This window comes from Nannocystis sp. RBIL2, assembly GCF_026626745.1.
GTDB lineage: Bacteria > Myxococcota_A > Polyangia > Nannocystales > Nannocystaceae > Nannocystis.
On the sequence record NZ_JAPNJW010000001.1, the window covers coordinates 3,896,341 to 3,921,527 of the forward strand.

A 25,187-nucleotide genomic window follows, 5' to 3' on the forward strand; every position below is an offset into this window, starting at 1 on the left:
TCGGCCATGCATGCCAGACCCTCAAAAGACCTCGCGGACCAGCGCGAGCACGCGGCCGCCGCGGGTCACCCGGGAAGGCCGGCGGATCCCGCCGTCGGCGCCCGGCAGGTCGGCGATGAAGCGGTGCAGCTGCGGGTCGTGCGGCTCCTGGCGCGGGCGGATCGCCCCGCGGAGGAATCCCAGCAGCGCCGCCCCGGTCCACAGCGCCTTCTCGAGCGCGGGCACGATCGTGCGCCCCGCCAGCGCGTCGCCGCCGCGCCGCCGCAGGCGCAGGCCGATCGCCCGGTAGACCCGACTCGCCACCACGATCGCCAGCCGCGTGCGCCACGGGATGAACCGCATGCCCGCGTCGGCGCTGGCGTAGTAGCGCTCGGCCAGCGCCAGCACGTCGAGCACCACCCCGGCGACGGCCTCGCGTCCGGCCGTCCCGGCCAGCAGCGCCTCGGGGCTCGTGCCCGCGAAGTCGAGTCGGTTGGCCGGCAGGTAGACCCGGCCGCGCGCGGCGTCCTCGGCGACGTCGCGGGCGATGTTGGTCAGCTGCATGGCGATCCCCAGGTCCAGGGCGAACGGGCTGGCCAGCGGGTCGCGGGCGCCGATCACCCCGCACATCATCAGACCGACGGTCCCCGCGACCTGGTAGCAGTAGCGCAGCAGCGCCGCGTCGTCGGGCAGCGCCACCGGCCCGGCGTCGGCGCGCACGCCGGCGATCAGCTCGTGGGCGACCTGCAGCGGCACGCCCCAGCCGGCCAGCAGATCGCGGTAGCAGGCGACCAGCGGCCGGGCCTCCGCCGTGCCCGCCAGCTCGGCCTCGATCGCCTCGACCGCCGCCAGCCCCTCACCCGGCGCCTGCGCCAGGTCGACCACGTCGTCGACCAGGCGGCAGAACGCGTACACCACCGCCGCCTCGTCGAGCCGCTCCGCCGGCAGGAACCAGCCCGCCAGGTCGAACGTGCGCGCGTGCCGGGCCAGCGTCGCCCGGCTCTCGGCCACCACCCGAACTCGGTCGTAGCTCAACGTCTCGCTCCCCGCATGTTCTGAGGGACATGTCCCTTGCGACCTGGCCCCGGCATCACCCGCTCGAGCACCTTGGCCGAGCACAGCACCCCCGGCATGCCCGCGCCCGGGTGGGTGCCTGCGCCGACGAAGTACAGCCCGCGCACGTCCTCGGAGGCGTTGTGGTAGCGGAAGTAGGCCGACTGAGTCAGCCGCGGCTCGGGCCCGAACGCCGCCCCGCCGTACGAGCGCAGCTCGGTCTCGAAGTAGCGCGGCGTCACGTGCTTGCGGGTGACGATGTGCTCGCGCAGACCCGGCACGTGCTGCTCGCTGAGGAAGTCGACGATCTTGCTGAAATAAGCCTCGCCGAGCTGGTCCCAGTCGAGCCCCTCGGCCTGCGTGTTGGGCACCGGCGACAGCACGTAGAACGCCTCGCAGCCGGGCGGCGCGAGGTTCGGGTCGGTCCGCGTCGGCGCGTGCAGGTACAGCGAGAAGTCGTCGGCCAGCACCTTGCGCTCGAAGATGTCCTCGAGCAGCTCGCGGTACCGCGTCCCGAGGATGATCGTGTGGTGCGCCAGCTCGGGCCAGGTGCGGTCGGCCCCGAAGTAGCCGACGAACAGCCCCATCGACAGTTTTTTACGACTGATCAAAAAGTCGCTGTTCCACCGGCGATGCCGCCGCGCCACCAGCTTGGTGTAGACCGTCGCCGGGTCGGCGTTGCTGACCACCGCCGCGCAGGCGATCCGCTCACCCGCCGCAGTGCGCACCGCAGTCGCTCGCCCGCCCTCGACCTCGATCTCCGCCACCGGCGCGCTCACCCGCACCTCGACCCCGAGCTCGCCGAGCAGGCGCACCATCGCCTTGACGATCGCGGTCGTCCCGCCGACCGCGAACTCGACGCCCCACTTGCGCTCGAGCCAGTGGATGAGCGCGTAGATCGCCGGCGCGCGGAACGGGTTGCCGCCGATGAGCAGCGGCTGGAACGTGAACACCTGCCGCAGCCGCTCGTCGTGGATCGACGCGCTGACCCACTCGTACATCGAGCGCCAGCAGCCGAGCCGCGCCAGGTCGGGCACGATCTTCAGCATGTCGGTGAAGCGATCGAAGGGCCTGTCGACCAGCTCCGTGTAGCCGATGTCGAAGATCTGCCGCGCCTGGGCCGCCAGCCGGCGGTAGCCGTCGACGTCGCGGGGCGAAAATTGCTCGATCTGCGCCAGGATCCGCGGCTGGTCGCCGACGTAGTCGAAGCGCGAGCCGTCGGGGAACAGCACGCGATAGAACGGATCGACCGGCACGAACTGCACGTAGTCCCGCCGCTCGCGCCCGACCAGCGCGAACAGCTCGTCGAACAAATGGCTCGCGGTGACCACAGTCGGCCCGGCGTCGAACGAGAACCCGTCCTGCTCGAACACCGCCGCGCGTCCGCCCGGCTGGTCCATCGCCTCGAGCACCAGGACCTCGTGCCCGCGCGCGCGCAGCCGGATCGCCGCCGCCAGCCCACCGAGCCCCGAGCCGATCACGATCACCCTGTCCTGCTCGCTCATACCGCCACGCGAGTGTATCGCCGCGGCCCGCCGGCACACGCCCAGGGCACCCGTGGTATCCTCACTTCGTGACGGCCGCCACCTACGCCGACCTCGTCGCCTTTCCCGACGACGTCAAGACGGAGGTCCTCGGCGGCGAGCTCGTCACCCAGCCGAGCGCGACCTTTGGTCACTGTTATGTGCGGACCCTGCTCGGTCGACTCCTGGGCGGCCCGTTCGACTTCGACGACGACGGTCCGGGCGGCTGGTACATCGTCACCGCCGACCTCGACGTCCGCTTCACCGCCCACGACATCGTCCGGGCCGACGGCATCGGCTGGCTCCGGCCTCGCCTCGACGGTCGGTACGATCCGCTCCCCATCGATGTCGTCCCCGACTGGATCTGCGAGGTCCTCTCGCCGTCGTCGACCAAACGCGATCGGTTGCACAAATCCCAGCTCTACGCCCGCCACGGCGTCCCGCACTACTGGCTCGTCGACCCCGCCGCGCGTCTGCTCGAGGCCTACGCGCTCGACGGCGGCCATTGGAAGAGCATCGGCGTCTACGACGAGACCGCCCGCGCCCGCATCGCCCCGTTCGAGGCCGTCGAGCTGCCGGTCGGCTACCTGTTCCCGAGCGAAGCACCGACCACGGAAGAGCCCGGTTGACGTCCTCTCCGCGGCGCCTCGCCGACCTGCGCTTCGTGCTGCCGGGCAAGTGCGACGCGTCATCGGTGCCAATCACGAGGAGCGCCCCTGCCATGCAGCTGACGGCCTCGGCGACACCGTGGCCGACCGCGGTTGACAGCGATTTCCGCGGCGCCGATCTTGTCCGCCGCTTGCCCCCCAAACCTCCTTCAAAACCACGGCGGAAGCCCGACCCCAATTGGCCGATCCTCCTGAGCGCGCTCAGCAAGCGCCTGTTCCTCGTCACCGACGAAGCAGCGCGCGAGGCGACGTGGCTCGCCGCCGCCGGAGGCGACCCGGAGCGCGAGGCGACCGAAGCGCAGACGCGGACTGCGTCGCGCTGGCTGGGTTTCGCGGGTGCCAGCGAGGAAGACATCGCAGCGCGCGAGCGTGAGCTCGGTGTCCGGTTCCCCGAGGACTACAGGGCGTTTCTTCGCGCCAGCAACGGCTTCTTGGGCATGGCCGGCTTTCCCCACGGCATGTGTTCGCTCCTCCCCGTCCAGCGCGTCGGCTGGTTCCGCGACCTCGACAGCGCCGGACGCATCGAGGCGTATCGGGACGACTTCGCCGACGCCGATCCTGACGAGCTCCCCGAGGAGTGGGACATCGACGTCGAAGACCTCGAGCGGACGCTGCTCATCGGCGAGAGCGACGGCAACGAGTGCATCCTCCTGCTCCCGCCCGGCCCCGACGACGACTGGGAGCTGTGGACCTACGATCCGGAGGCTGGCTCCCTGAGGACATGCCCGAAAGGCCAGCGGATCAGACATCGCCGCCGGCCCAGCGGGCGAACAGCCCCTGGCTCGTCGCCGCGAACCCTGCCCGTTCGAACAGCGGCACCCACGGTGACTCCTGCGCCGGCGTCCCGTCGACCTGGCCGATGAGCAAGGTGCGTCGCAAAGGCGACAGCAGCCCCGTCAGCGCGCGCGCGGCCGCCTCGGCCACGCGCGAGCGCTCGGGCTCGTCCGCGGGCGCGAACAGCACCAGGCTGCGGGCGTCCCTGCCGACGTGGGCGGCCAGCGTCCCGTCGACCAGCACCACCGACGTCCCGGCCGCGCGACCGACCCGCACCCCCGGGTGCTCCGGCCACGGCAGGGCCGCCCCGTACGGGTTGGCCGGGTCGGTGCTGGCCAGCACCACCGCCTCGGGCTCGGCCGGCGGGTCGCGCAGCGCTCGCAACCTGTCCTCCGCGCCAGGTACTGCGAATTGCGCCGCCCCCAGCCCGTCGACGAAGTAGCCGCGGCGGACCTTGCCCGCCTCCTCCATCGCCTTCAGCACCTCGTACACGGCCGAGAACCCGCCGGCGATCTCCTCCGCCTGCACCGCCTCGCGCGTCACGATCCCGTGCCGCTCGAGCAGCGCCTGCGCGAGCGCGTGGCGCCGGCGCGTCTCCCACGCGCTCACACCATCTGCCCCTTCGGACATGCTCTTCAAAACATGTCGCGACGGCCAGACCAGCGACCAGCGGCCCTCCGACCCCGGCGGCCCCAGGCGGCGGGCGCGGAACGGGCTCGACGGCGGCGGCCCGCGGCGGCGGTCGCTGGCCGAGCCGAACACCAGCTTGCGCAGGGCCACCAGAGTGTCGTTGCTGACCTCGCCGGCCCACACCATGTCCCACAGCGCCTGCAGCAGGTCGGGTTCGAAGCCGCCGACCAGCGGCGCCAGATCGCTGAAGAACAGCGCCCCGCGCTCGCGCAGGGCCGCGCGGACCTTCGCCGGCAGCTCCCCGGGCACCTCGGCACCTGGCCTTCGGAGCATGTCCATCTGGTCCGCCAGGTACAGCGCGATCCGGCCGTCGCCGGCCCCGACCGCCTCGACCCCGAGCCAGCCGATCTCACCCGCCGCGCACAAACCATCGAGGTCACCCACCCGGTAATCGATCAGCCGCGCCGGCAGGACCTCCGTCTCGAGCGCCGACGCCAGCAGCGGCGTCCCTTGCAGCTGGCCTATCACCTGCAGCAGCGCATCGCGCCCGCGCAAGCGCGGCTGCAGGTGCTGCCAGCGGCTCAGGAACCGGGCGTAGGCCGCCTGCGGCGCCGGCTCGACCGCCTTGCGCAGGCGCGCCAGGCTGCGCCGCTTGATCTGCCGCAGCACCTCCGGGTCGCACCACTCCGCCCCCGTGCCGCCCGGCGTGAACTCGCCGGCGATCGCCCGCCCCTCCGCCGACATGTTTTTTAGGACATGCTCGATCGGACCTGTCCCGATGCCCAGCCGCGCCGCCACTGCCGCGGTCGTGAACGGCCCGTGCGTGCGCGCGTAGCGGCGGACCAGGTCGCCCAGCGGGTCGGCCACCGCCGCTCGCAGCGCCGGCGGGATCGTCGGCGGCAGCGCCACCCCGAGCGCCCCGGCCAGCCGCCCCGCGTCTTCGACCGCCGCGAAGCGACCTGTCCCGTCGGCCAGCTTCTCCGCCGCGAAGACCCGCCGCGCCGCGATCAGCTCGCCGAGCCACTCCCCGGCCGCCTCCGGCGGCGCGCAGCGCTCCGCGATCTCCTGGCGCGACAGGTCGCCGAGCGCGATCAGCAGGTCGTGCAGCGCGTCGGCCGACGTCGCCGGCCGCGTCAGTCGCTGCAGCCCTTGCTCGACCTCGGCGATCGCCTCCGCGTCGAGCAGCTCGCGCAGCGACGACTCGCCGAGCAGCGCGCGCAGCTGGCCGGTGTCGATCGCCAGCGCCTGGGCCCGGCGCTCGGCCAGCGGCGCGTCGCCCTCGTACATGAAGTTGCCGACGTAGCCGAACAGCAGCGACCCCGCGAACGGCGACGGCCGCTCGCTGTCGACCGTCACCACCCGCAGCTCGCGGGTCTGCACCCGGCGCAGCAGCTCGCGCAGCGCCGGCAGGTCGAACACCTCGCGCAGGCACTCGCGGAACGTCTCGAGCACGATCGGGAACGAGCCGAACCGCCCGGCCACGCTCAGCAGGTCGGCCGCGCGCTTGCGCTGGGCCCACAGCGGCGCCCGCCGCCCGGGGAAGCGCCGCGGCAGCAGCAGCGCCCGCGCGGCGTTCTCGCGGAACCTGGCCGCAAAGACAGCCGTCTGCCCGAGCTGCTGCACCACCAGGTCCTCGATCACCTCCGGCCCCAGCAGCAGCCCCGACATGTCCGGCGCCGCCTCGGCGTCGGGGAAGCGGAACACCAGGCCGTCGTCGGACCACAGCCCCTCGACCTGCTCGCCCCGCTGCTCGCGCAGGCGGGCCAGCGCGGCGGTGGCCCACGGCGCGTGCACCCGGGCCCCGAACGGCGACAGCACGCACACCCGCCAGTCGCCGACGTCGTCGCGCCAGCGCTCGACCACGATCGCCTCGTCGCTCGGCACCTCGCCGGTCGCCGCTCGTTGCGCCTGCACGTAGTCGAGCAGGTCGTCCGCCGCCTTGTCGTCGAGGAAGTGCTCGCGCGTCAGCTTGCGCCGGCCCGCCACCGGGGTCGCGGCCGCCAGCTCGCGCGTCAGCTGGCCGATCGCGCGCCCGAACTCCGCCGGTCTGCCGGCCGCGTCGCCGCGCCAGAACGGCATCTTGCCCGGCTGCCCCGGCGCCGGGCTGACGATCACCCGGTCGGGCGTGATGTCCTCGATGCGCCACGACGACGCCCCGAGCAGGAACACCTCGCCGATCCGCGACTCGAACACCATCTCCTCGTCGAGCTCGCCGACGCGCCGCATCGTCGCGCCCGGCTCGCCCTGCAGGAACACGCCGTAGAGCCCGCGGTCGGGGATCGTCCCGCCGCTGACGACCGCCAGAGTGCGCGAGCCGGCGCGCGCCGTCAGGTTGCCCGAGTCGCGGTCCCAGGTGATGCGCGGCTTCAGCTCCGCGAACTCGTCGGACGGGTAGCGGCCCGACAGCATGTCGAGCACTCCCTCCAATGTCTCTCGGGACAGCTCGGCGAACGGCGCCGCCCCGCGGAGCTCGGCGTGCAGCGCCTCCACGGTGGTCGCGTCCATCGCCACGCTGGCGACCACCTGCTGCGCCAGCACGTCGAGCGGGCTGCGCGGGTAGGCGATCGGCTCGACCTCGCCGGCGGCGATCCGCGGGGCCGCGGCCGCGCATGCCAGCAGGTCGCCGCGGAACTTCGGCACCAACACCCCGCGGGACACCGCCCCGACCTGGTGGCCCGCGCGGCCGATCCGCTGGATCCCCGCCGACACCGACGGCGGCGACTCGATCTGGATCACCAGCTCCACCGCCCCCACGTCGATCCCCAGCTCGAGCGACGACGTCGCCACGATCGCCGGCAGCTCGCCCGCCTTGAGCCGCGCCTCGATGATCTGCCGCCGGTCGCGGGCCACCGCCCCGTGGTGCGCCAGCGCGATCTCGGCCTGCGCGTGGTCGTTGATGGCCGCCGCCAGCCGCTCGGCCAGGCGGCGGTTGTTACAAAAGATCATCGTCGAGCGGTGGGCCCGGATCCGCTCGACCAGGCGCGGCACGATCGACGACCAGTTCGACCTGCCCGCGCCCTGCAGCCCGCCGCCGCGCGCCCCCGCCTTGCGGCCCCGCCCCGCCTTCCGCGCGGCTGGCTTCTCGGACATGCCCTCAGGAGCATGTCCCTTCAACCCTGTTCCTTCCGACATGCCCGTTCGGGCCTGTCCTTCAGGAGGATCCTCGGCCGGCACCTCGATCGTCAGCTCCCACGCCTTCTTGCCCGGCGGCGCCGCGATCGTCACCGGCCGCGGCCGCCACTCGCCGGCGGCGTCCGTGGTCCCGCCGCCGAGCAGGCGCGCCACCTCCTCGAGCGGCCGCTGCGTTGCCGACAGCCCGATCCGCTGCAGGGGCGGCGCGGCCGGGTCGTGGCGGCGGCGCAGCGCCTCGAGCCGCTCGAGCGTGAGGAACAGGTGGGCCCCGCGCTTGGTCGCCGCGACCGCGTGGATCTCGTCGACGATCACCGACTCGACCGCGTGCAGCCCGTCGCGCGCGCTCGACGTCAGCAGCAGGTACAGCGACTCCGGCGTGGTGATGTAGATGTCGGGCGGGGCCCGGCGCAGCTGCCCGCGCTCGGCCTGGGTCGTGTCGCCCGAGCGCACCCCGATCGTCGGCCGGTGGATCGCCGCGTCCATCGCCGCCGCGACCTCGGCGATGCCCGCGAGCGGCCGCTGCAGGTTGCGCTCGACGTCGGCCGCCAGCGCCTTGAGCGGCGACACGTAGATCACGCGACAGCGCCGCTCCGGCGCGGGCTCGGGCGCGAACATCAGGCGGTCGATCGCCGCCAGGAACGCCGCCAGAGTCTTGCCCGAGCCGGTCGGCGCGAGCAGCAGCGTCGACCGCCCCGCCGCGATCTCCGGCCACGCCGCCGCCTGCGCCGAAGTCGGCGCCCCGAACGCGTCCGCGAACCACCGCCGCGTCGGCGGATGAAACAGCGAGAGCGGGTCCTTCGGGCTCACGGGCCCGCGAGTGTACGCGCCCGCCCGCCGCCGCGCACGCGCGACGGCTCAGCCCGGTAAGCCCCCGCGACGCGCGTCGATCGCGGGCGCGTCGAGCCATCGCTGCGACGCAGCCGCGTCACGGCGTCAGCACGCCCGTCATCGCCCGCGACACCCAGATGTCGTGCGAATCGGCGTGCGCCTCGGTGAGGCCGCGGCCGCGCTCCGCGGTGACCTGAACATAATAGTGACCGCCGGGCTCGAGGAAGCCGTCGGGGATCGTCACCTCCGTGAATTCGGTGCGGATGCTGCCGAGCGAGCGGCGCAGGACCGGGCCGTCGATCCCGTCCGTGTCGTCGAGCGTGCGGATCGTGATCGTGTAGACATCGGGCGCGCCGAACTTCGGCGTGGTGAAGCTGATCGTCGGGTTGACGCCGACCCTCTCCAGCGACGCATCGGGCGGGACCTCGACCCCGTTGACCGCGAGGTCGCGCACCAGCCCCAGCTTCGGCACGATCGGCTTCGAGGCCAGGTCTGCCAGTCGCCCCTGCACGATCAAGTCGGCCGCCAAATAGTCGGGCACCCCGCCGCCGCCCGGATCTGCGACGAACACGTAGCGCGAGCACTGCACGATCAGCGTCGGCGTCCCGTCACCCGGGTACGGGTTGCCGATCTCGAGGTCGACCACGCGGTCGCCCGGGGTGACGAACATCGTGTCGCATTCATCGCCCATGCATTCCGGGTCGACCGGCGCGTCGAGGCCGTACACGTTGATCCCGCCGAGGTTGGGCGTCATGCCGACGATCGGGTGGTCGGTGCCGGGCTCGAGCACCGCCGCGATGAAGCAGCCGACCGACTTGAGGTCGGCGTCGTAGATCTGCAGCTCCGCCATGAACTCACCGGCGCGCACGTCGAGGCTGACGACCTCGCTGGCGATCGGCGCGAACGTGCCGCTCACCGCAGTCGCCGCGCCGGCCTTCATCGGCGCCAGCGACAGCTCGGCCGCCTCGCCCAGCACGTAGCGCTGCGCGAACGACCACGGGTCTTGCAGCTCCGCGCCCATCGGCTCCGGCACCAGCGGTCCCGCGACCAGGTGACCGAGCCACAGGTCGTCGCCCTTGCCGGGGTCGACCAGCGGCCAGCCGGTGCGCCCGGTGTCCGGCCGCCACGCGATCGTCCACTCGCCGATCTCCGTCGCGTCGGGCTGCGGCGAGCCCGACATGTCCTCCGGGTTGAAGTTGGGGAACTCCAGCAGCTGCGTGTCGGTGTTGTACGAGTACAGCTCGAACTGGTCCTCCGGTCCGAGCGGCAGCATGTCGCTGGCCGACACGATCACCGCCGTGGCACCGTCGTCGGTGGACGCGACGTCGGGCCGGCCGGCGAAGGTCTGCGCATAGATGTCGAGCACGCGCGCCTGGGCGACAGTCACCTGCTGCGGCCCCGGCAGCCCCGGCAGCTCGGCCTGCGCCGGCAGCCGCGTGCGCAGCTGATACACCGCCTCCGGCACCCCCGCGAACTCGAGCCGCGCCGCGGCCTCGGCGTAGACCGCCGCGTAGGTCTGGCCCACCGAGACGATCGCCAGCTCCGCGTAGTCGAGCAGAGGGTCGCTGGCCGCCGCGATCTCCGGCCCGCCGAGCGGGCGATACGTCCGCGTCGCCGGGGCGATCACCCCGTCGAATTCCTCCTCGACGCCGGTCGTCGGCGTCGGCGTCTCGCTGGTGCTGGTCGGCGTCTCACCGGTGCTGCTCGGCGTCTCGTCGGTGGTGCCGCTGCTGGTGTCGCTCGCGGTGCTCGGCGTGTTGGCGACCGGCGGCGGACAACCTGCGAGGACGACCACGAGGCCGAGCGCGACTCCATTTTTAAAATTTAAAAATAGACTCAGAGGAGAGGACATGCGCCCCATTGCAGCAGATCGGCGCAGGCGTACAACCCTCTCGCGGACGCGCGACCTCCGAGGAGCTCGCCGCTCCGACCTCGCCTCCCGACCTTGAACTCGCGGTCCGCGACGAGCGCGGCCGACCTCGGCCGTGTCGCGGCCGTCGTTCCTGCTCGCGCTCGCGGCGGTCTCGCCCGATCCTGTGCCTGCTCGCGGGCGCGGCGCAGCGGCCCCGTGTGGCAACAGACGCACCCGAGCGTTTCCGCGCGATCGCTCGCCAGCCTGCGGAGGACCGCCGGGCCGGCGACTCGGGCATCATCGGCGCCCGTGCTCGCCCGCCGCCACGTCGGGGCCGCGCTGGCGATCGCCGCGATCGCCGGGGTCTCGTGCCTGATCCGCCTGCCCGGCTTCACCGAGGGCGGATTCGCCTCGCACGACGTCGGCGGGATCCTCTACGAGGCCATGCTGCTGCGCGCCGGCGGCCTGCCCTACGTCGACGCGATCGAGCTCAAGGCCCCGGGCACCTTCTATCTCGCCACCTTCCTCGCCGGCCCCGAGGGGCGGGACATCGCCGCGTTCCAGATCGCCGCCAACCTGGTCGCAGTCGCCTCGCTGCTGGTGCTCGCCGCGCTCGCCTGGCGGCTGTGGGGCGCGCGCGCGGCCGTCGTCGCCGCCGCGCTGTACGCCCTTCACGACGCCCACCTCGACAGCATGGACGCCAACTACGTCACCTGGGCCCAGCTGCCGGCGGTGGCCGCCGGGCTGTGCGCGGCGCGGGCGGCGACCTGGCGCGAGGACCCTGGCCTTCGGAGCAGGTCTCTTCGGACATGGCTCTTCGGCGGGGTGATGTGCGGCCTGGCCGCGCTGTGCAAGCAGCCCTCGGGCGTGGTCCTGCTGCCGGTCCTGTTCTGGGCAGCGTGCCCGCCCGGGCGCCGCGACGTCCGCGCCGGCCTCGCCGTGATCGCCGGCTTCCTCCTCGCGCACGCCCCTGTCGCCCTGCACTACCTCGCCCGCGGCCAGCTCGGCGCGCTGCTCGGCGGCTACGTGTGGAACCCGTGGGGCTTCGAGTACATCGCCCACAACGCCGCCGGCACCGGCCCGGCGCGCGCGGCCTGGGAGTTCGCCGCGGCGGCCGTCCACTTCCTGGCCCTGCCGCTGGCGCTGGCCGCCTTCGCGGTGGCATCCCGCCCCCGAGGACATGTCCCTAAAGACAGCTTATCGGCTCCCGCCGATGCGCCCGCCGCCCCAGCTCCCCGAGGACATGCCCCGAAGGACAGCTCATCGGCCCCCGCCGACGCGTCCCCCGCCCTATCTCCCCAAGGACATGCCCCGAAGGACATGTCGAAATCCTCCGCCTCAGCGCCCCGAGGACATGCCCCGAAGGACATCTCACATGTCCCCGGAGCCATGCGCTTCCTGCTCGCCTGGACGGCGGCCGCCATGCTCGCGGCCGCCACCGGCCTGCGCTTTTACAAGGGCTACTGGCTCGGCGTACTGCCGCCGCTGTGCCTGCTCGCCGCGGCCCCGTGGGGTGCAGGCGCCCCTGCGCTGTGGCGCCGCGGCTGGCCGCGCCTGATCGTCGCCCCCCTTGTCCTGGCGCTGACGATGCGCGCAGCCTGGGCCCTGCGCCTGACGCGAGACGATCGCGCCCGCCCGCACGACGAGGGCGCCCGCGCGATCGGCCGCTGGCTCGGCGAGCGCACCGGCCCCGACGACACTATCTGGGTGTGGGGCTGGCACCTGTGGGGCGTCCACGCCTACAGCGGCCGCCTCTCGGCCAGTCGCATCTACAAAACCCTCGGCCTGCTGACGACCACGCCCGACGACACCTGGCGCAGCCCCGCCGGACCGGCCAAGGTGCTGACCGACGGCCCCGCCGCGCAGCAGCTCCTGAGCGACCTGGCCGCCGCGCCCCCGGCCTTCGTCGCCATCGGCGGGACGGCCCCCAAGCACGAGTTCCCGGCCCTGCGCCGCTTCCTCGCCGAACGCTACGTCCGCGACCACGGCCTCCGGTTCGGCAAGGTGGAGATCTGGCGCCGCGCCGACCGCTGACGCAGCGACGAGCAGCACGCCGCAACGACACACTCGTATCGCGAAGATCTAGCGCGCCGACGCGACAACTCCGTCGCATCGCGAAGGTCTGGTCTCGCGACGACGAGCAGCGCTCACCACTGCACCACGTGCCCTCGCCGTCGGGCGAAAGATCGAACGATCGCAGAGAAACCCGCGCCCTGGCGCAGTCCCGCGAGTGCGCCGACATTGCTGGCATGCGGACGCGGCGGAATCCTCGCCCGGGCCTCACCCGGCGCGCGGTGCTCGGATGGGCCGGCCTGACCGGCCTGGCCGCGTGCACACCCCGGCCCTCGCCCGTCGCCCCGCAGGAAGGCACGTCCATGGATCTCGACATCGTCATCGTCGGCGGCGGACCGGCCGGCCTCAGCGCCGCGCTCGCGCTCGGGCGCGCCCGCAAGCGCACCCTTTTGTGCGACGCGGGCGAGCCGCGCAACGCCGCTGCCGCGCACATCCAGGGCTTCGTCACCCGCGACGGCACCTCGCCCGCCGAGTTCCGCCGCATCGCCCGCGCCGAGCTGACCGCCTACCCGAGCGTCGTCGTGCGCGACACCCGGGTCCAGGACATCGCCGCGCGCGGACCCGACTCGTTCGCCCTCACCCTCGGCGACGGCAGCCGCGTGACCGCGCGTCGCGTCCTGCTGTGCACCGGCCTCGTCGACGAGCTGCCGCCGCTGCCGGGCATCGCCGCCCTGTGGGGCAAGAGCGTCCACCTCTGCCCCTACTGCCACGGCTGGGAGCTGCGCGAGCGGCCTCTCGGCTACCTGAGCCCGAGCCCGGCGATGCTCGAGTGGTCGCTGCTCCTGCGCGGCTGGACCCGCGAGCTGGTGGTGTTCACCGACGCGGCCTTCGCAGTCCCCGGCGAGGCCCGCGCCCACCTGGCCCGCGCCGGCGTGGCGATCGAGACGCGCAAGCTCGAGCGGCTCGTCGGCGACGACGCGTTGACCGCGGTCGAGCTCGCGGACGGCGCCCGGGTCGCCATCGAGGGCCTCTTCGTGCGCCCGAAGCAGCACCAGGTCGCGCTCGTCACCGCCCTGGGCCTCGCGCTCGACGAGCACGGCTTCGTCCAGGTCGACATGCACAAACAGACCTCGCACCCGGGCGTGTACGCTGCAGGCGACCTCACCACCGGCCTGCAAGGCGCCGTGTTCTCCGCGGCCGCCGGCTACCAGGCCGGCGCGTCGATCAACCACGCCCTCACGATCGAGCTGGCGCTGGCCGGCCAGCTCGACGCATGAGCGCATCGATGATGCTCGCGCCGCCGCGAGTGATGCCGCATCAGCGATGCTCGAGCGACGCGGCCGCCACCGCCGCGAATACGGCTCGCGCCGCCGCGACTGATGCCGCATCAGCAATGATTCGAGTGACGCCGCGGATGCTGCTCGCGCCGCCGCGACTGACGCCGCATCAGCGACGCTCGCGCGACGTTCGCCCGCGCCGCACCATCACGCCCGCGGACGGCGATGCTCCGCGCGCCAGGCCGCCGGCGTGCAGCCGTGCTCGCGCCGAAACATGCGAATGAAGTGCGTCGGATCGAGCCCGCCGACCCGCCCCGCGATCGTCTCGACCGTCTCGTCGCTAGTCAGCAGGCGACGCCGGGCCTCCGCCAGCCGACCGACCGCGATCCACTGCTGCGCGGTGCGCCCGGTGGCCACGCGCAGCGCCGTCGTCACGTAGGCCGGTGAACGGTCCAGCGCCGCCGCCACGTCGCGCAGGGAGATCGGCGCCAGACAGCGGCGCTCGATGTACCGCAGCGCCTGCGCCACCAGCGGCGCCTGCGACGGCTCGCCGCCGACCGGGGCCGCGCGCACCACCTCCGCCAGCACCAGCGTCAACAGGCTGCGCTGCACCTGCGCCTGCAGGGCGTTCGGCGCCTGGGCCGACTCCTCGCGCAGCTCGGCGATCACCCGCCGCAGGTGCTCCTGCCGCGCCGCGGGGATCGGCAGCACCGCGGCCGCGCCGGCCCGCACGCGCTCGAACGGATCGAGCAACCCCGCGTGCTCCGAGGCGGCCAGGTAGACCGGATCGAAGCCGACCCCCCACGCCTCGGCCCCGCCCCCGCAGATCGTCCGGTGCGCCTCGCCGGCCGGCACGATCTGCACGTCCCCTGCAGCGACCCGCACCCGCCCGCGCTGCTCGACCTCGGCGCGACCGTCGACGTAAAACACCACGGTCGAAAACCCGTGCACCACCGGCGTCTGCGGCCCCGCGCACCGGCCGACGTGATGGTGCCGCACGAACACGGGGCGGGCGTCGGGCCGGCGATCGTCGATGCGCATGCTTCAGGCGTAATGCAACCGGGAAGCTTTTGCAATCCGATTGCAGGTCCGCGCCATTCCGTCGCAGCTGCCCGCCTCCGCGCCGACGACGCCTCTGTTCGCCGGCACAGCTCGCCGCCCCGGCGACCCCGGCTCCACACGCGCGCTCGACCCCACGCGAGCGAAGAACCGTTCGCAAGTCCCGGCGAAATCGCCACGCCCAACCCAGGCCGCTCGCGGCGAGCGATTCATCCCTCGACCCCACTCACCTCGGACGACCTCCACTTCCACCCGCTCGTCCCAACCTCAAGCCACCCGGTCGGCTTCGCGCCGGCCGTCCCAATCTCTCGCGCCCTGGAAGAATGTCGCCTCCGAAAGCTCCGCCGACCCGCGCCGATCGCATCTCCGGCCCCCCGTCCTGCCCGCGCATGTGAGCCGCTGCACGGTCCGCCCCGCGCCTCGCCACCGCCTTCGCGGTGCGTGATCGATCGGCCCCGCGTGTCCGCACATCCGCTGCCGCGCCGCCCGTGCGCCTCGCCCCCTGGCGAGCGCCCGCGGCCTTCCGCTATGGTCACCGTCCACTCCTATGTCGACACCTCGTCTGCTGTTCGTCCCGCTCTTCTTCTCCCTCGCCTGCGGCGGCAGCGACCCGGTCGGCAGCACCGGCGGCACCGACGATTCGACCACGACCGGCCCCGGGACCTCGATCGGCACCACCGACACCCCGGGCCCGACCAGCACCAGCGTCGACCCCACCACCCCCACCTCGACCACCTCGGCCACCGCCACCACCACCACCACCGGCGACACCGACACCACCTCGACCTCGAGCCCCGTCACCTCGACGACCACCAGCACCACCGACGGGCCCGACACCACCACCACCACCACCACCGGCGACACCGACACCACCACCGAGGGCCCGGTCGACGGCTTCCTCATCGGCGTCCACACGGCCGACGTCTCGCCGACCGACGCTCACCTCGACCAGAACGTCTACATGGGCGCCTACGGGGCCCCGTTCACGCGCGGCCCGGCCCAGGGCGTGCATGACGCGGTCTTCGCCCGCAGCTTCGCCATCGAGGGCGACGGCGGCGGCGTCATCATGGCGATCGTCGACCTCCCGGGCATGGGCAACCAGAACACCCGCGCGGTGCGGCAGAAGGTCGCCGAGCTCACCGGCCTCGACGAGGCTCAGGTCCTGGTCGGCACCACCCACAGCCACTCGGCCCCCGACCTCATGGGCCTGTGGGGCGGCGTGCCCGGCGACTACCGCGACTTCATCAACGACGAGATCGCCCACAGCATGGCGGCCGCGTGGGACGCCCGCGTGCCCGCGACGCTGGCGGTCGCCACGATCAAGGCGCCGAACAACAACCGCCGCGGCTGGGGCTTCACCGACGACGACATGACGATCCTCGACGCCAAGGACCTCGAGGGCAACCGGATCGGCACCCTCGTCAACTTCGCCGCGCACCCGGTCATCCTCGGCGAGGACAACAAGGAGATCTCGTGCGACTACGTCGGCTACTCGGTCCAGAAGATCGAGGCGGCCCTCGGCGCGCCCGCCAGCCTGTTCAACGGCGCCCTCGGCGACGCCACGCCCAAGGTCCCCGACGGCCAGTACCCCGACGACTTCGCCCGCGCCCAGGCCTACGGCGAGCTGCTCGCCGACCTCGCCATCGCCGCCGTCGAGACCGCCGAGCCGGTCGAGGGCTCGCTGGTGTGGTCGCACACCGAGTGGGAGCAGGGCGTCGACAACCTCCTGTTCCAGATCGCCGCCCAGCTCGGGATCCTCCAGTTCGACTTCGAATCGATGGGCCTGTCGCAGGTCGTCACCACCCAGAGCACCTACTTCCGCCTCGGCACCCAGGTCCAGGGCGTGGCCTTCCCCGGCGAGTCGCTGACCCGCAACGGCCTGGCGATCAAGGAGGTCATGAAGACCCCGCACAAGATGATCCTCGGCAACACCGGCGACGCCCTCGGTTACTTCATCCCCAGCGACGAGTGGCAGACCGGCAAGAACGACAACTACGAGGAGACGGTGTCGCTCGGCAAGACCGCCGGCGACACCGCCCGCGACAAGATCAACGCCCTCGTCAGCGCGGACAACGCCAACTTCTGAACGACGACCTGCGCGAAAGGACATGTCCTGCGGAGCAGCCGCTGCGCCGCCGGGCACGTCCCCTTCTGCCGGCGAAGAGCGCCCGCTCAGCCACCCGGCGGCGCCTTGGGCGGACGGCCCACGTCGGGCAAGGTCACCAGGAACGTGACGCGCACGCGGTCGACGTGCCCGGCGCCGTCGGCCACGGTGATCGGCAGGACCCACTTGCCCGGCCCGGAAAAGGCGACGTTGAGCGTCCACTGCGTCCCGTCGGAGGTGGTCGGCCAGGCCTCGGGATAGAACGCCTTGCCGCTCGCGGTGGCCGGCGGGATTGCGGCGTCGAACGTCAACATCAGCGGGAGCCTCGGCATCCCCGCCTTGGCGGTCTCGTCGACGGCGGCGTCGTCGTCGTCGGCGACGAAGCCGGGCCCGGTGCGGACGTCGAGGGAGATCCGCGTGTGCCCCGGGGCCGAGGGCCAGGCGAAGTTGCTGTTCGGGAACGGCGAGAACTCGAGCACGTACAGCCCGTCGTCGGTCTCGATCGGCCGACCCGCGACGACGACGTTGTCCACCCCGCCCGGCTCGCCCGACTGCGACTCCGGCGGGGCGCACCCGCCCGCGAGCAAAAGCGCCACTGCAGTCCATCCCATGAGCCCGCCGACGACGTTCGACATAAAAACCTCCTGGCGCCCAAGCGTACGCCCGAGCCCGCGCCCGACCACCGCAGCGCTTGCGCGAGCCGGCCCCGCCGCCGGTACGATTTGCTCGTGGCGCACCGCCCCAGCGGGCGAGCGAGCGGCATGTTCTGAAAGACATGTCCTCACGAACAGCGCATGCCGACGAGTTCAGCCGCTACGGGCACGACCCCGCAGCGCAGCCCGCCCTCAGCGACCCCGCCGCCGGCCGCGGTGACGACATGTCTTTTCGGACACATCCTCACCGGCTCCCGCCGCGCACCTCTCCCGGCGCCGAGCCCCGCCGCTCTCATGTCTCTTCGGAACCCCGCTCTGCCCCGCCGGCCGAGCGGCGCCGTCCACGACATGCGCCTCCGGACACATCCATCTGACTCAACGCCTCGATCGGCGCTGTCTCCGGTCTGTCCGTCCGGGCACATCACCCGCCCGGTGACCTGCCCCTTCGGACACATCGCTCCAACGCGCCGAGCCCGCTGCGACATGTCCCTTCGCGCAGGCTGATCTGCCCCTCCGGACAGCTCGCCCCTTCAGGTGATGTCGTGCTTCTTCAGCAGCCGCTTGAGCTGGTCGCGGCTGCGCAGCCCGAGCTCGCGCCAGGCCCGGTCGCGCACCCCGCCGACGCGGGCCAGGGCCGCGACGATCTGCTCGCGCGACAGCTCGCGCGGGTCCGTCGAATCGCTGCTGACCGGCGCCGGCGCCGGCGCAGGGCGGGCCACGAAGTCGGCGGGCAGGTCGATCAGCGGGCCCGAGCTGGTGGCCACCGCTCGCCACAGCAGCTCGGTGAGCTCGCGGGTGTGGGCGGTGAAGCGGTGGTGCGCCAGCGCCACCACCAGGCGGGCGCTCAGCGCCGGCTCGCCCTTGACGAAGAAGCGCTCCGCCAGCGTCGGGTCGCTCGCCGCGAAGCTGCGCAACAGGTGGCGCGCCACCAGCACCACGTCCTCCGGCCGCTCGCCGAAGCCGGGCACGTGCACGCGGTGGAGGAAGCGGGCCAAAAAGTCGTGCTTGAGCTCGCCGGGTTGGCGGTTGGTGGCGGCCAGGATCCGCACGTCCGTCGCGCGCATCGACGAGTCGCCGAGGCGCTGGTACTCGCCGCTGTCCATCACCCGCAGCAGGCTCGCCTGCAGCGTCTCCGACAGCTCGCCGATCTCGTCGAGGAACAGCGACGAGCGGTCGGCGTCGCCGAACAGCCCGCTGCGATCGGGCGTCCCGGCGCCCGGATAGTCCTTGAGGTTGCCGAACAGCTCGGCGTCGATCAGCGGCTCGGGGATCGTCGCCGCGTTGCGGGCGATCAGCGGCCGCGCCCCGCGGCTCGAGGCGCCGTGGATCGCCCGCACCACCAGCTCCTTGCCGGCCCCGCTCGGCCCCTCGACCAGCACGTGCCCGTCGCGCTGGGCCAGGAACAGGATCTGCTGCCGCAGCAGCCACGCCGCCGGCGACTCGCCGACCAGCCCGAACCGATCGGCCGCGCCGAACGGGAACGGATCGGGCCAGCCCCCCGTCCGCGGCCAGTCGAGCGGCCGCCGTGTCGCCTGCAGCACGAAGCGCCCGACCGCCTCGATCGTGTCGCCGGGCCCGACCGTGGCCCCGCGGGTCGCCTGGTCGTTGATCCGCAGCTCGCCCTTGCCGATGCCCTCGATCGCCAACTCGTCGCCCTGCTCGACGGTGATCCGGATCTGCCAGCGCGACACCCGGGCCGACTGGAACGGCCCGCGGTCCTCGCTCGAGAACGGCCGCAGCCGCCGCAGCGTCAGCGGCAGCGAACCATCCTCGTAGCTCTCGACCGCCCGCCCCAGCGTGAAGCTCATCCCGCGCGCCGTCGGCGGCAACACCACCACCTCGCCGACCCGCTCCGGCTCGTCGTGCGACCACAACACCACCAGCGCCGGCGCGAACCGCTGCGGCGCCGTGAAGTCGCGGTCGTAGTTGGTCTCCGCCGTCTCCGACAGCGTCGACTCGTGCGGTTCTCGTCGACCCTGCATGCGTCGGCCGAAGTTATGCAGTTCGCCCGCGCGATGCCAGCGGGAAGCGTCCTTCCGCGGAATGCGCGATCGCGCACCAGGGTCTGGAGGCCCGTTCGCCGCGGTCCCGGCCGTTTCCCCGCCGGACACTTGCTCGCCGACCTCTGCTCCGCGCCATCGGCCCGCTGCAGCCCGATCCACGGCCCGCCGCCGGCGCCCGGCCTCATCGCGGCGCCAGCGACTGCCGCCACGCGGGGTCTCGCGCCGTCAGCTCCGCCATGGCGCGGTGCCGGCTCAAGCGCTCGCGCACCAGCTCGGGCGCGCCGTCGCGGGCGATCGCCTGGTCCGCGTGGTGCAGCGCGCGGGCCGGATCGACGGACGCCAGCATCACGCTCGGCCTCGGACAGCCCGCTCGGCGCCCGCCTCGCCAGCGCCTCGACCCCGCGCCGATCGCCGAGGTCGTCGTGCGCGAGCAGCTCGAGCAGCGCCCCCCCGGTGCGTCGAGGTCGGCCGTCAGCAGCCGCGTGCCGAACCGCAGCGTCGCCGCCTGCGACACGCTGCGGGCCCGCCGAACCAGCGCCTCGCCTGTCCGATCGAACAGGTAGATCCCGGTCGGCTCGCCGACGTGCGGTGGCTCGGGGAGCACCTCGTGGTGGCGCCCCAGGCGTTCACGGCCACCGCAGGCGCTCGACGAGGCGCGCGGCCTGCTCGCGCCGTGACACCCGGCCGCCGCCCCACGTCGACGGCAACACGCCTCGATCTCGCGCGGAGATTCGGCCAATATCGCAGGGATGCCCGACGCCGCGTGGGACGAGGACCAGGACGCCGCCGCCATGTTGCACCGCCTGCGCGGCGTCGCCGGCGTTCGCAAGCTGCGCCTGTTCGCCTGCGCCTGTGCCCGCGCGCGCTGGTCGGGGCTCGTGCTCGACGCCTGTCGCGCCAGCGTCGAGATCGCCGAGCGGTACGCCGACGGCCAGGCCACCGACGCCGAGTTGGAGGCGGCGCGCGAAGAGGTCTTCGCCGAGCTGTTCGGCGTCGACGCCGGCGATTCCAGAGCCAACTTCATCGCCGACCGCTGCGCCCACCACCTCGTCGTCGAAGCCGTCGCTAGCGCGCTCGGTGCATACTCCGGCGACGCCGCCGCGATGGTCCGCGAGATCTTCGCCGACCCGTCGATGCGGCTCGCCGCGCTCACCCGCGACGAGGCCGTCCTCGCCGTCGCGCGCCAGATCTACGAGGCGCGGGACTTCGCGCGCCTGCCGGAATTGGCCGACCTGCTGGTCGCCGCCGGCTGCACCCACGCCGCCGCGCTGGCCCACCTGCGCGGGCCGGGTCCGCACTTTCGCGGCTGCTGGGCCCTCGACGCGGTGCTCGGCAAGGGCCAGGGCGCGCCAGTGTTCACCGAGACGCAGTGGTACACGGCATCTCGGCCGTTCGTCATGCTGCACTGGTGGGGCTACTTGCGCGAGCCGCTCAGCCCGCGAAAGCTCCGTTTGCTGGCCGTCGCCTGCTGTCGCCTGCGCTGGCGCGACCTGGCCCGATTCGGCCTCGAGCAGGCCGTCGAGACCGCCGAGGAATTCGCCGACGATCTCGTCGACCTCGACGCCCTCCAGCGCGCGCACGAGTCGGCGCAGCGACTCCGCGACAGCCTCGCCGCGACCCTCGACAGCATGACGGCGGAGGACGCCGGTGGGGACGAGCTGAAGAACGCCCGGCAGGCGGGCATCGTCGTCGCTTCACTGACCGATCCGGACCCGCGAAGCCTCGACAGCGCGAGGTATGCTTCGGCGCGCGACCACGACGACGCCGGCCAGGCCGAGCTGATCCGCGAGATCCTCGGCAACCCGTTCAAGCCGGCCCGCATCGCGCCCTCGTGGCTGACGTGGCGCAACGGGGCGATCGTCGAACTCGCCCGCGCGATCTATCAAAAGCACGACTTCGTGCTCGTCCCGCGGCTCGCCGATCAACTGCGCGCGGCCGGCTGCCGCGATTCGGAATTGCTCGAGCACCTGCAGCAGAACCGCGGCCACGTGCGCGGCTGCTGGGCCCTCGACGCGATCCTCGGCAAACAGTGAAAGGCAGCACCGCATGAAGACATTCGGCAAACAGGCGTCGGGGGCCCGGCTCGAGCGGATGAAGGCCTCGCCGCGGTGGGACGGCAACGCTTTTAAAAATTTGCACCCCGCGCTGCCCGATCTGCGGACGGGCGGGATGCCGGGGATGGGCGAGCTGCTGTGCGGCCCGCGGCGCGTCCCCGAGGCCCCGCTCCCGTCCGTCGATCCGCGCCCGGCGTGGTCGCGGCGGCCGGAGACCGGCCTGCGCGCCACGTGGCTCGGTCACTCGACGATCCTGCTCGAGATCGGCGGCGTGCGGATCTTGACCGACCCCGTGTGGGGCGAGCGGGCCTCGCCGCTCGGCTTCGCCGGACCGAAGCGTTTTCAGCCGGTCCCCGTGCCGATCGCCGCGCTCGCCGACGTCGACGTCGTGCTGATCTCCCACGACCACTACGATCACCTCGACTACCCCACGATCCAGGCGCTCGTGCGCACCCCGGTGCCGTTCGTCACCAGCCTCGGTGTCGGCGCTCACCTCGAGGCGTGGGGAGTCCCGGCGTCGCGGATCACCGAGCTCGATTGGTGGGAGAGCGCGCGGATCCCCGGCAGCGACGTCGTCGTCACCGCCGCGCCCTCGCAACACTTCTCCGGCCGCAGCCTCGGAGCGCGCAATACCACCTTGTGGTCCGGCTTCGCCGTGCGCAGCGACCGGCACGCGCTGTTCTTCAGCGGCGACACCGGCCTGACCACCGAATACAAAGACATTCGCTACCGCCTCGGTCCATTCGACCTCGTCATGCTCGAGGTCGGCGCTTTCCACCCCGGCTGGGGCGACATCCACCTCGGCCCCGAGCGCGCCCTCGCGGCCCACGAGCTGCTCGGCGGCGGCCTGTTCTTGCCGGTCCACTGGGGCACCTTCAGCCTCGCCACCCACGCGTGGGACGACCCCGCGGAGCAGCTCGTCGCCCGCGCCCCGCAGCGCGGCGTCCACCTGGCGATGCCTCGCCTCGGCGAACCCTTCGAGCCCGCTCGGGTCGAGCGCGTCGACCCGTGGTGGCGGGCGACCGCCGCCGGCGAGCGCGGCGACACCCCCGCCGAGGCGACCGAAGCCGACGCACAGGACGCCGCCGCCCTCCCCTGGCCCCTCGATTGACGCGCCCGGGGTCCTCGGCCGCGGTCGTCGACCTGACCTTTCGGACAGCCTCTCTGCCCTCCGCCGCGGCGGCCCCGCGGTCGCTCGTCGGGCGTCACCCCTCGTCGAAGGCCCGGCGCGCGCCGCTGCCGTCGAGCACGCTGGCGAAGTCGGCCAGGACCAGCGGAGCGCGCGGGGCCGGGGCGGCCTCGTCGCTGGCGCGGCCGAGGTGGATCCACCCGAACATCTCCTCGTCCGCGCTCAGGCCGAGGACGCGGGTCAGCGCCGCGCCCCGGGTGAACGGCACGCTCTTCCAGTTGGCGCCGACGCCGAGCGCGTGGGCGGCGAGGACCACCGCATAGCCGGCGCAGGCGGCGGTCGCGTGCTGCTCCCAGCGCTCGATCTTGTCGTTGCGCGGCGAGGCGATCACGGCGATGAGCGTCGGCGAGCGGAACGCCTTGGCGCGGATCTTCTCGAGCCCCGCCGCCGGCATCCCCGGCCGGCGCTCCGCCGCAGTCTCGGCCAGCGCGTCGCCGAAGGCCGCCCGCCCTTCCCCCTCGACCACCACGAAACGGAACGGCCGCAGCGAGCCGTGGTCGGGCACCGTACCCGCGGCCCCGAGGATCCGCGCGAGCTCGGCGCGAGTCGGGCCCGGCTCCTTCAACACGGGGGCGCTGCGGCGGGCGAGCATGAGGTCGAGCAGGGGTGCGTCCGTCATGCCGTAGCTGTCTCGCGGGCCGCCCGCGCCGTCAAGCCGGAACCAACCGGGTCCACGCCAGCGCGGTCCGCTCAACCTCGCCGCGCGGCTCGTCGGCTGCGACGGGGACGGGCACCGGCGCGCCGGTCGCCCGCGCCCACCCGAAGTCCATCACCCGCACGCGGCCGTCGTCGCCGACCATCCCGTTGTCGGGCTTGAAGTCGCGGTGCACCAGCCCCGCCGCGTGCACCGCCGCCGGCCCCCGACCTGCCTGAAGGAACAGGTCGACGCTCGCCTCGAACCCGCCCTCGCGCCGGCGCCCCGCCATCTCCTCGCGCAGCGTCCGGCCGCGCACGTACTCCGTCGTCAGGAACACCGCCCCCCGCAGCGTGCTCACGTCGAAGATCTGGACCACGTCGGGGTGCGACAGCTTCCCCAGCGCCTTCGCCTCGCGGATCAAGCGGCCGATCACCGCCGTGTTGCGATCGCCGCGCACCATCTTCAGCGCGACCACCCGATCGAGCTGGCCGAGCAGGTGCAGCAGACGGAAGCGGCCGAACTTCTGGCTCGCCGCGTCGCCCGCGACGGCCTGGCCTTCGCCGTCCGGCGCGTCGGTCGAGAGCCGGTCCGACGCCTCCGAGTCCGGATCGATCGTGCTCCCGAAGGACCCGAGGTCCCGCACCCGCGAAGCATGCCTGCCCCCGACAAACCCCGCCCGCCCGCCGTCGGGCGCGCTCACACGCGTCCGGACGCGTCCGCCCGCGCAGCTCCCGGGGGCGCTCGTCCGCGGAGGGGACCTGTCCCTCGAGACATGCGCCCTCGGCCCGCTCGTCGCGCTGCCTGTCCTTCGGGACATCCCACAAGACGCCGCGCGCCGGTCGGCGCGGATCGAACATGTCGATCGGGACGTGTCTGCCCCGCCAGGCCCCGCGCCGGGTCTTCGGCTCGCGGGCAGTCGCCTTCGCCCCGCCGGGCGCGTCGCCCCCGGTGCGACCCCGCGCCCGCCGCGGACGCCCGCCCGCGCCCCGCAGCTCCGCGCGGCGGACCTCGGCCCGTCGCGCTATTACCTGTCTTTTACGCCATGTCCGTTTCGACATCCGCGACTCCCCTCTCTCGACGCGCGAACGACCCGGAGCGCGGAGCGCCCCGGGGTCCTGGAAGGCCGTCCGGGCGCCGCGGAGCCCGCTCCCTGGCGCGAGCGCGGCGGCGGCCCGAGCGGTGGGCACCGGCGCTCAACCCTTGAAGTCGAGCCAGACGCACACGTCGATGTCGATGAAGATCGGCGTGCTGCCGCCCCCGTCGTCGTCATCGTCGTCGTCGTCGTGGCCGTCGTCCCAGCGCGCCCCCTCGCTGCAGAACGCCGCGCCGTCGCCGTCGCACTGGCTGCGACAGGTCGCCGCGCGCTCGGCCTGACAGGCCTGCAGCGCGGCCGCCGAGCGCACGCGGTCGCCGAGCTCGTTGAGGCACAGCGGCGTCATCGCCTCCGCGGTGCAGTTCGCCAGGCACTGCGGGCCCTGCTGGATCTCGCACTCGTAGTCGCGGTCGACCGCGAGCTGGACCGCGACGCAGACCATCAGCTCGATCGTCTCGTCGTGGTCGTCGTGGTCGTCGTGGTCGTCGCAGCTGTCGCCCCAGCAGAACTCGGCCGTGGGCGCCGGCGTGGCCAGCGGCCGGGCCGCGCTCGCCGAGGGCATCGCGAACGGGAGGGCGAACGCGAGGAGCGGGGCGGCCATCAAGATCTTACGCATCATGTTCAAAGTCCTTTCGAAGCGGCGACGGTGTCCATTCCGTCGCCGCC

General features: G+C 73.2%; 17 protein-coding genes and 1 pseudogene. 7 read left to right on the forward strand and 11 right to left on the reverse strand.

All coding sequences use genetic code 11. From position 1 onward, the window contains the following. Positions 1-21 precede the first annotated feature (21 nt). Together OV090_RS15270 and OV090_RS15275 are read right to left on the reverse strand one after the other, a co-directional pair. Entirely contained in the window at positions 22-1,014 is a 993-nt protein-coding gene (locus OV090_RS15270) for a phytoene/squalene synthase family protein (RefSeq protein WP_267704372.1), read from the reverse strand. Continuing rightward, positions 1,011-2,537: a phytoene desaturase gene (locus OV090_RS15275; RefSeq protein WP_267704373.1), complete on the reverse strand. Its 1,527-nt coding sequence runs from the start codon at positions 2,535-2,537 to the stop codon at positions 1,011-1,013. The genes OV090_RS15270 and OV090_RS15275 overlap by 4 nt, the downstream gene beginning before the upstream one ends. A 68-nt stretch (positions 2,538-2,605) precedes the next feature. Between OV090_RS15275 and OV090_RS15280 the strand changes: the two genes are divergently transcribed. Then, positions 2,606-3,184 carry a Uma2 family endonuclease gene (locus OV090_RS15280; protein ID WP_267704374.1) on the forward strand — a complete coding sequence of 193 codons (579 nt, stop codon included), beginning with the start codon at positions 2,606-2,608 and terminating at the stop codon, positions 3,182-3,184. Between the two features lie 92 nt (positions 3,185-3,276). Next, positions 3,277-3,852: pseudogene (locus OV090_RS15285) on the forward strand (SMI1/KNR4 family protein); the annotation flags it as partial. Positions 3,853-3,964: 112 nt separating this feature from the next. Here the strand turns inward: OV090_RS15285 and OV090_RS50665 are convergent. Beyond that, positions 3,965-8,566 (reverse strand): DEAD/DEAH box helicase, encoded by a 4,602-nt coding sequence (locus OV090_RS50665; RefSeq protein WP_267704375.1) that lies wholly within the window; start codon positions 8,564-8,566, stop codon positions 3,965-3,967. A 118-nt stretch (positions 8,567-8,684) separates the two neighbouring features. After that, entirely contained in the window at positions 8,685-10,439 is a 1,755-nt protein-coding gene (locus tag OV090_RS15295; protein ID WP_267704376.1) for a hypothetical protein, read from the reverse strand. A 309-nt stretch (positions 10,440-10,748) separates the two neighbouring features. Here OV090_RS15295 and OV090_RS15300 point away from each other — a divergent pair, with 309 nt between their 5' ends. Together OV090_RS15300 and OV090_RS15305 are read left to right on the forward strand one after the other, a co-directional pair. After that, complete coding sequence (locus tag OV090_RS15300; RefSeq protein WP_267704377.1) at positions 10,749-12,473, forward strand: glycosyltransferase family 39 protein; 1,725 nt, start codon at positions 10,749-10,751, stop codon at positions 12,471-12,473. A gap of 341 nt (positions 12,474-12,814) precedes the next feature. Beyond that, entirely contained in the window at positions 12,815-13,729 is a 915-nt protein-coding gene (locus OV090_RS15305) for an NAD(P)/FAD-dependent oxidoreductase (RefSeq protein ID WP_267704378.1), read from the forward strand. A 207-nt stretch (positions 13,730-13,936) separates the two neighbouring features. On the opposite strand, the gene OV090_RS15310 is transcribed toward OV090_RS15305, so the two are convergent. After that, entirely contained in the window at positions 13,937-14,770 is an 834-nt protein-coding gene (locus OV090_RS15310; protein WP_267704379.1) for an AraC family transcriptional regulator, read from the reverse strand. Positions 14,771-15,335: 565 nt separating this feature from the next. Here OV090_RS15310 and OV090_RS15315 point away from each other — a divergent pair. Next, a complete protein-coding gene (locus OV090_RS15315; protein ID WP_267704380.1) occupies positions 15,336-16,874 on the forward strand; it encodes a hypothetical protein in 1,539 nt (512 codons plus the stop codon). Positions 16,875-16,960: 86 nt separating this feature from the next. Here OV090_RS15315 and OV090_RS15320 read toward each other — a convergent pair whose 3' ends face one another. From OV090_RS15320 to OV090_RS15330, 3 genes are all read right to left on the reverse strand, one after another. After that, positions 16,961-17,527, reverse strand: a complete 567-nt coding sequence (locus OV090_RS15320) for a hypothetical protein (protein WP_267704381.1) — start codon at positions 17,525-17,527, stop codon at positions 16,961-16,963. Between the two features lie 548 nt (positions 17,528-18,075). Beyond that, complete coding sequence (locus tag OV090_RS15325) at positions 18,076-19,527, reverse strand: sigma 54-interacting transcriptional regulator (RefSeq protein WP_267704382.1); 1,452 nt, start codon at positions 19,525-19,527, stop codon at positions 18,076-18,078. Positions 19,528-19,729: 202 nt separating this feature from the next. Next, positions 19,730-20,152, reverse strand: coding sequence for a hypothetical protein (locus OV090_RS15330; protein ID WP_267704385.1), 423 nt, complete (start codon positions 20,150-20,152; stop codon positions 19,730-19,732). A gap of 145 nt (positions 20,153-20,297) precedes the next feature. On the opposite strand from OV090_RS15330, the gene OV090_RS15335 reads away from it, so the two are divergent. Together OV090_RS15335 and OV090_RS15340 are read left to right on the forward strand one after the other, a co-directional pair. After that, positions 20,298-21,581, forward strand: a complete 1,284-nt coding sequence (locus OV090_RS15335; protein WP_267704387.1) for a hypothetical protein — start codon at positions 20,298-20,300, stop codon at positions 21,579-21,581. Positions 21,582-21,594: 13 nt separating this feature from the next. Then, positions 21,595-22,713 carry an MBL fold metallo-hydrolase gene (locus OV090_RS15340; protein ID WP_267704388.1) on the forward strand — a complete coding sequence of 373 codons (1,119 nt, stop codon included), beginning with the start codon at positions 21,595-21,597 and terminating at the stop codon, positions 22,711-22,713. Between the two features lie 94 nt (positions 22,714-22,807). On the opposite strand, the gene OV090_RS15345 is transcribed toward OV090_RS15340, so the two are convergent. The 3 genes from OV090_RS15345 to OV090_RS15355 all read right to left on the reverse strand — a co-directional run bounded on the left by OV090_RS15345 (position 22,808) and on the right by OV090_RS15355 (position 25,140). After that, entirely contained in the window at positions 22,808-23,410 is a 603-nt protein-coding gene (locus OV090_RS15345; protein ID WP_267704389.1) for a nitroreductase, read from the reverse strand. A gap of 31 nt (positions 23,411-23,441) precedes the next feature. Beyond that, the gene (locus tag OV090_RS15350; protein ID WP_267704390.1) at positions 23,442-24,071 is read right to left on the reverse strand and encodes a protein kinase; all 630 of its coding nucleotides are present in this window, start codon (positions 24,069-24,071) and stop codon (positions 23,442-23,444) included. A 550-nt stretch (positions 24,072-24,621) separates the two neighbouring features. Then, positions 24,622-25,140 carry a hypothetical protein gene (locus OV090_RS15355; protein WP_267704391.1) on the reverse strand — a complete coding sequence of 173 codons (519 nt, stop codon included), beginning with the start codon at positions 25,138-25,140 and terminating at the stop codon, positions 24,622-24,624. Between the last annotated feature and the right edge of the window lie 47 nt (positions 25,141-25,187).

What these genes read in the sequence shown, in the direction of transcription:
- OV090_RS15275 (WP_267704373.1), bottom strand. Translation starts at nt 2,537, where the DNA reads ATGAGCGAGCAGGACAGGGTGATCGTGATCGGCTCGGGGCTCGGTGGG.
- OV090_RS15295 (WP_267704376.1), bottom strand. Translation starts at nt 10,439, where the DNA reads ATGTCCTCTCCTCTGAGTCTATTTTTAAATTTTAAAAATGGAGTCGCG.
- OV090_RS15305 (WP_267704378.1), top strand. Translation starts at nt 12,815, where the DNA reads ATGGATCTCGACATCGTCATCGTCGGCGGCGGACCGGCCGGCCTCAGC.
- OV090_RS15310 (WP_267704379.1), bottom strand. Translation starts at nt 14,770, where the DNA reads ATGCGCATCGACGATCGCCGGCCCGACGCCCGCCCCGTGTTCGTGCGG.
- OV090_RS15315 (WP_267704380.1), top strand. Translation starts at nt 15,336, where the DNA reads ATGTCGACACCTCGTCTGCTGTTCGTCCCGCTCTTCTTCTCCCTCGCC.
- OV090_RS15320 (WP_267704381.1), bottom strand. Translation starts at nt 17,527, where the DNA reads ATGTCGAACGTCGTCGGCGGGCTCATGGGATGGACTGCAGTGGCGCTT.
- OV090_RS15325 (WP_267704382.1), bottom strand. Translation starts at nt 19,527, where the DNA reads ATGCAGGGTCGACGAGAACCGCACGAGTCGACGCTGTCGGAGACGGCG.
- OV090_RS15335 (WP_267704387.1), top strand. Translation starts at nt 20,298, where the DNA reads ATGCCCGACGCCGCGTGGGACGAGGACCAGGACGCCGCCGCCATGTTG.
- OV090_RS15340 (WP_267704388.1), top strand. Translation starts at nt 21,595, where the DNA reads ATGAAGACATTCGGCAAACAGGCGTCGGGGGCCCGGCTCGAGCGGATG.
- OV090_RS15345 (WP_267704389.1), bottom strand. Translation starts at nt 23,410, where the DNA reads ATGACGGACGCACCCCTGCTCGACCTCATGCTCGCCCGCCGCAGCGCC.
- OV090_RS15355 (WP_267704391.1), bottom strand. Translation starts at nt 25,140, where the DNA reads ATGATGCGTAAGATCTTGATGGCCGCCCCGCTCCTCGCGTTCGCCCTC.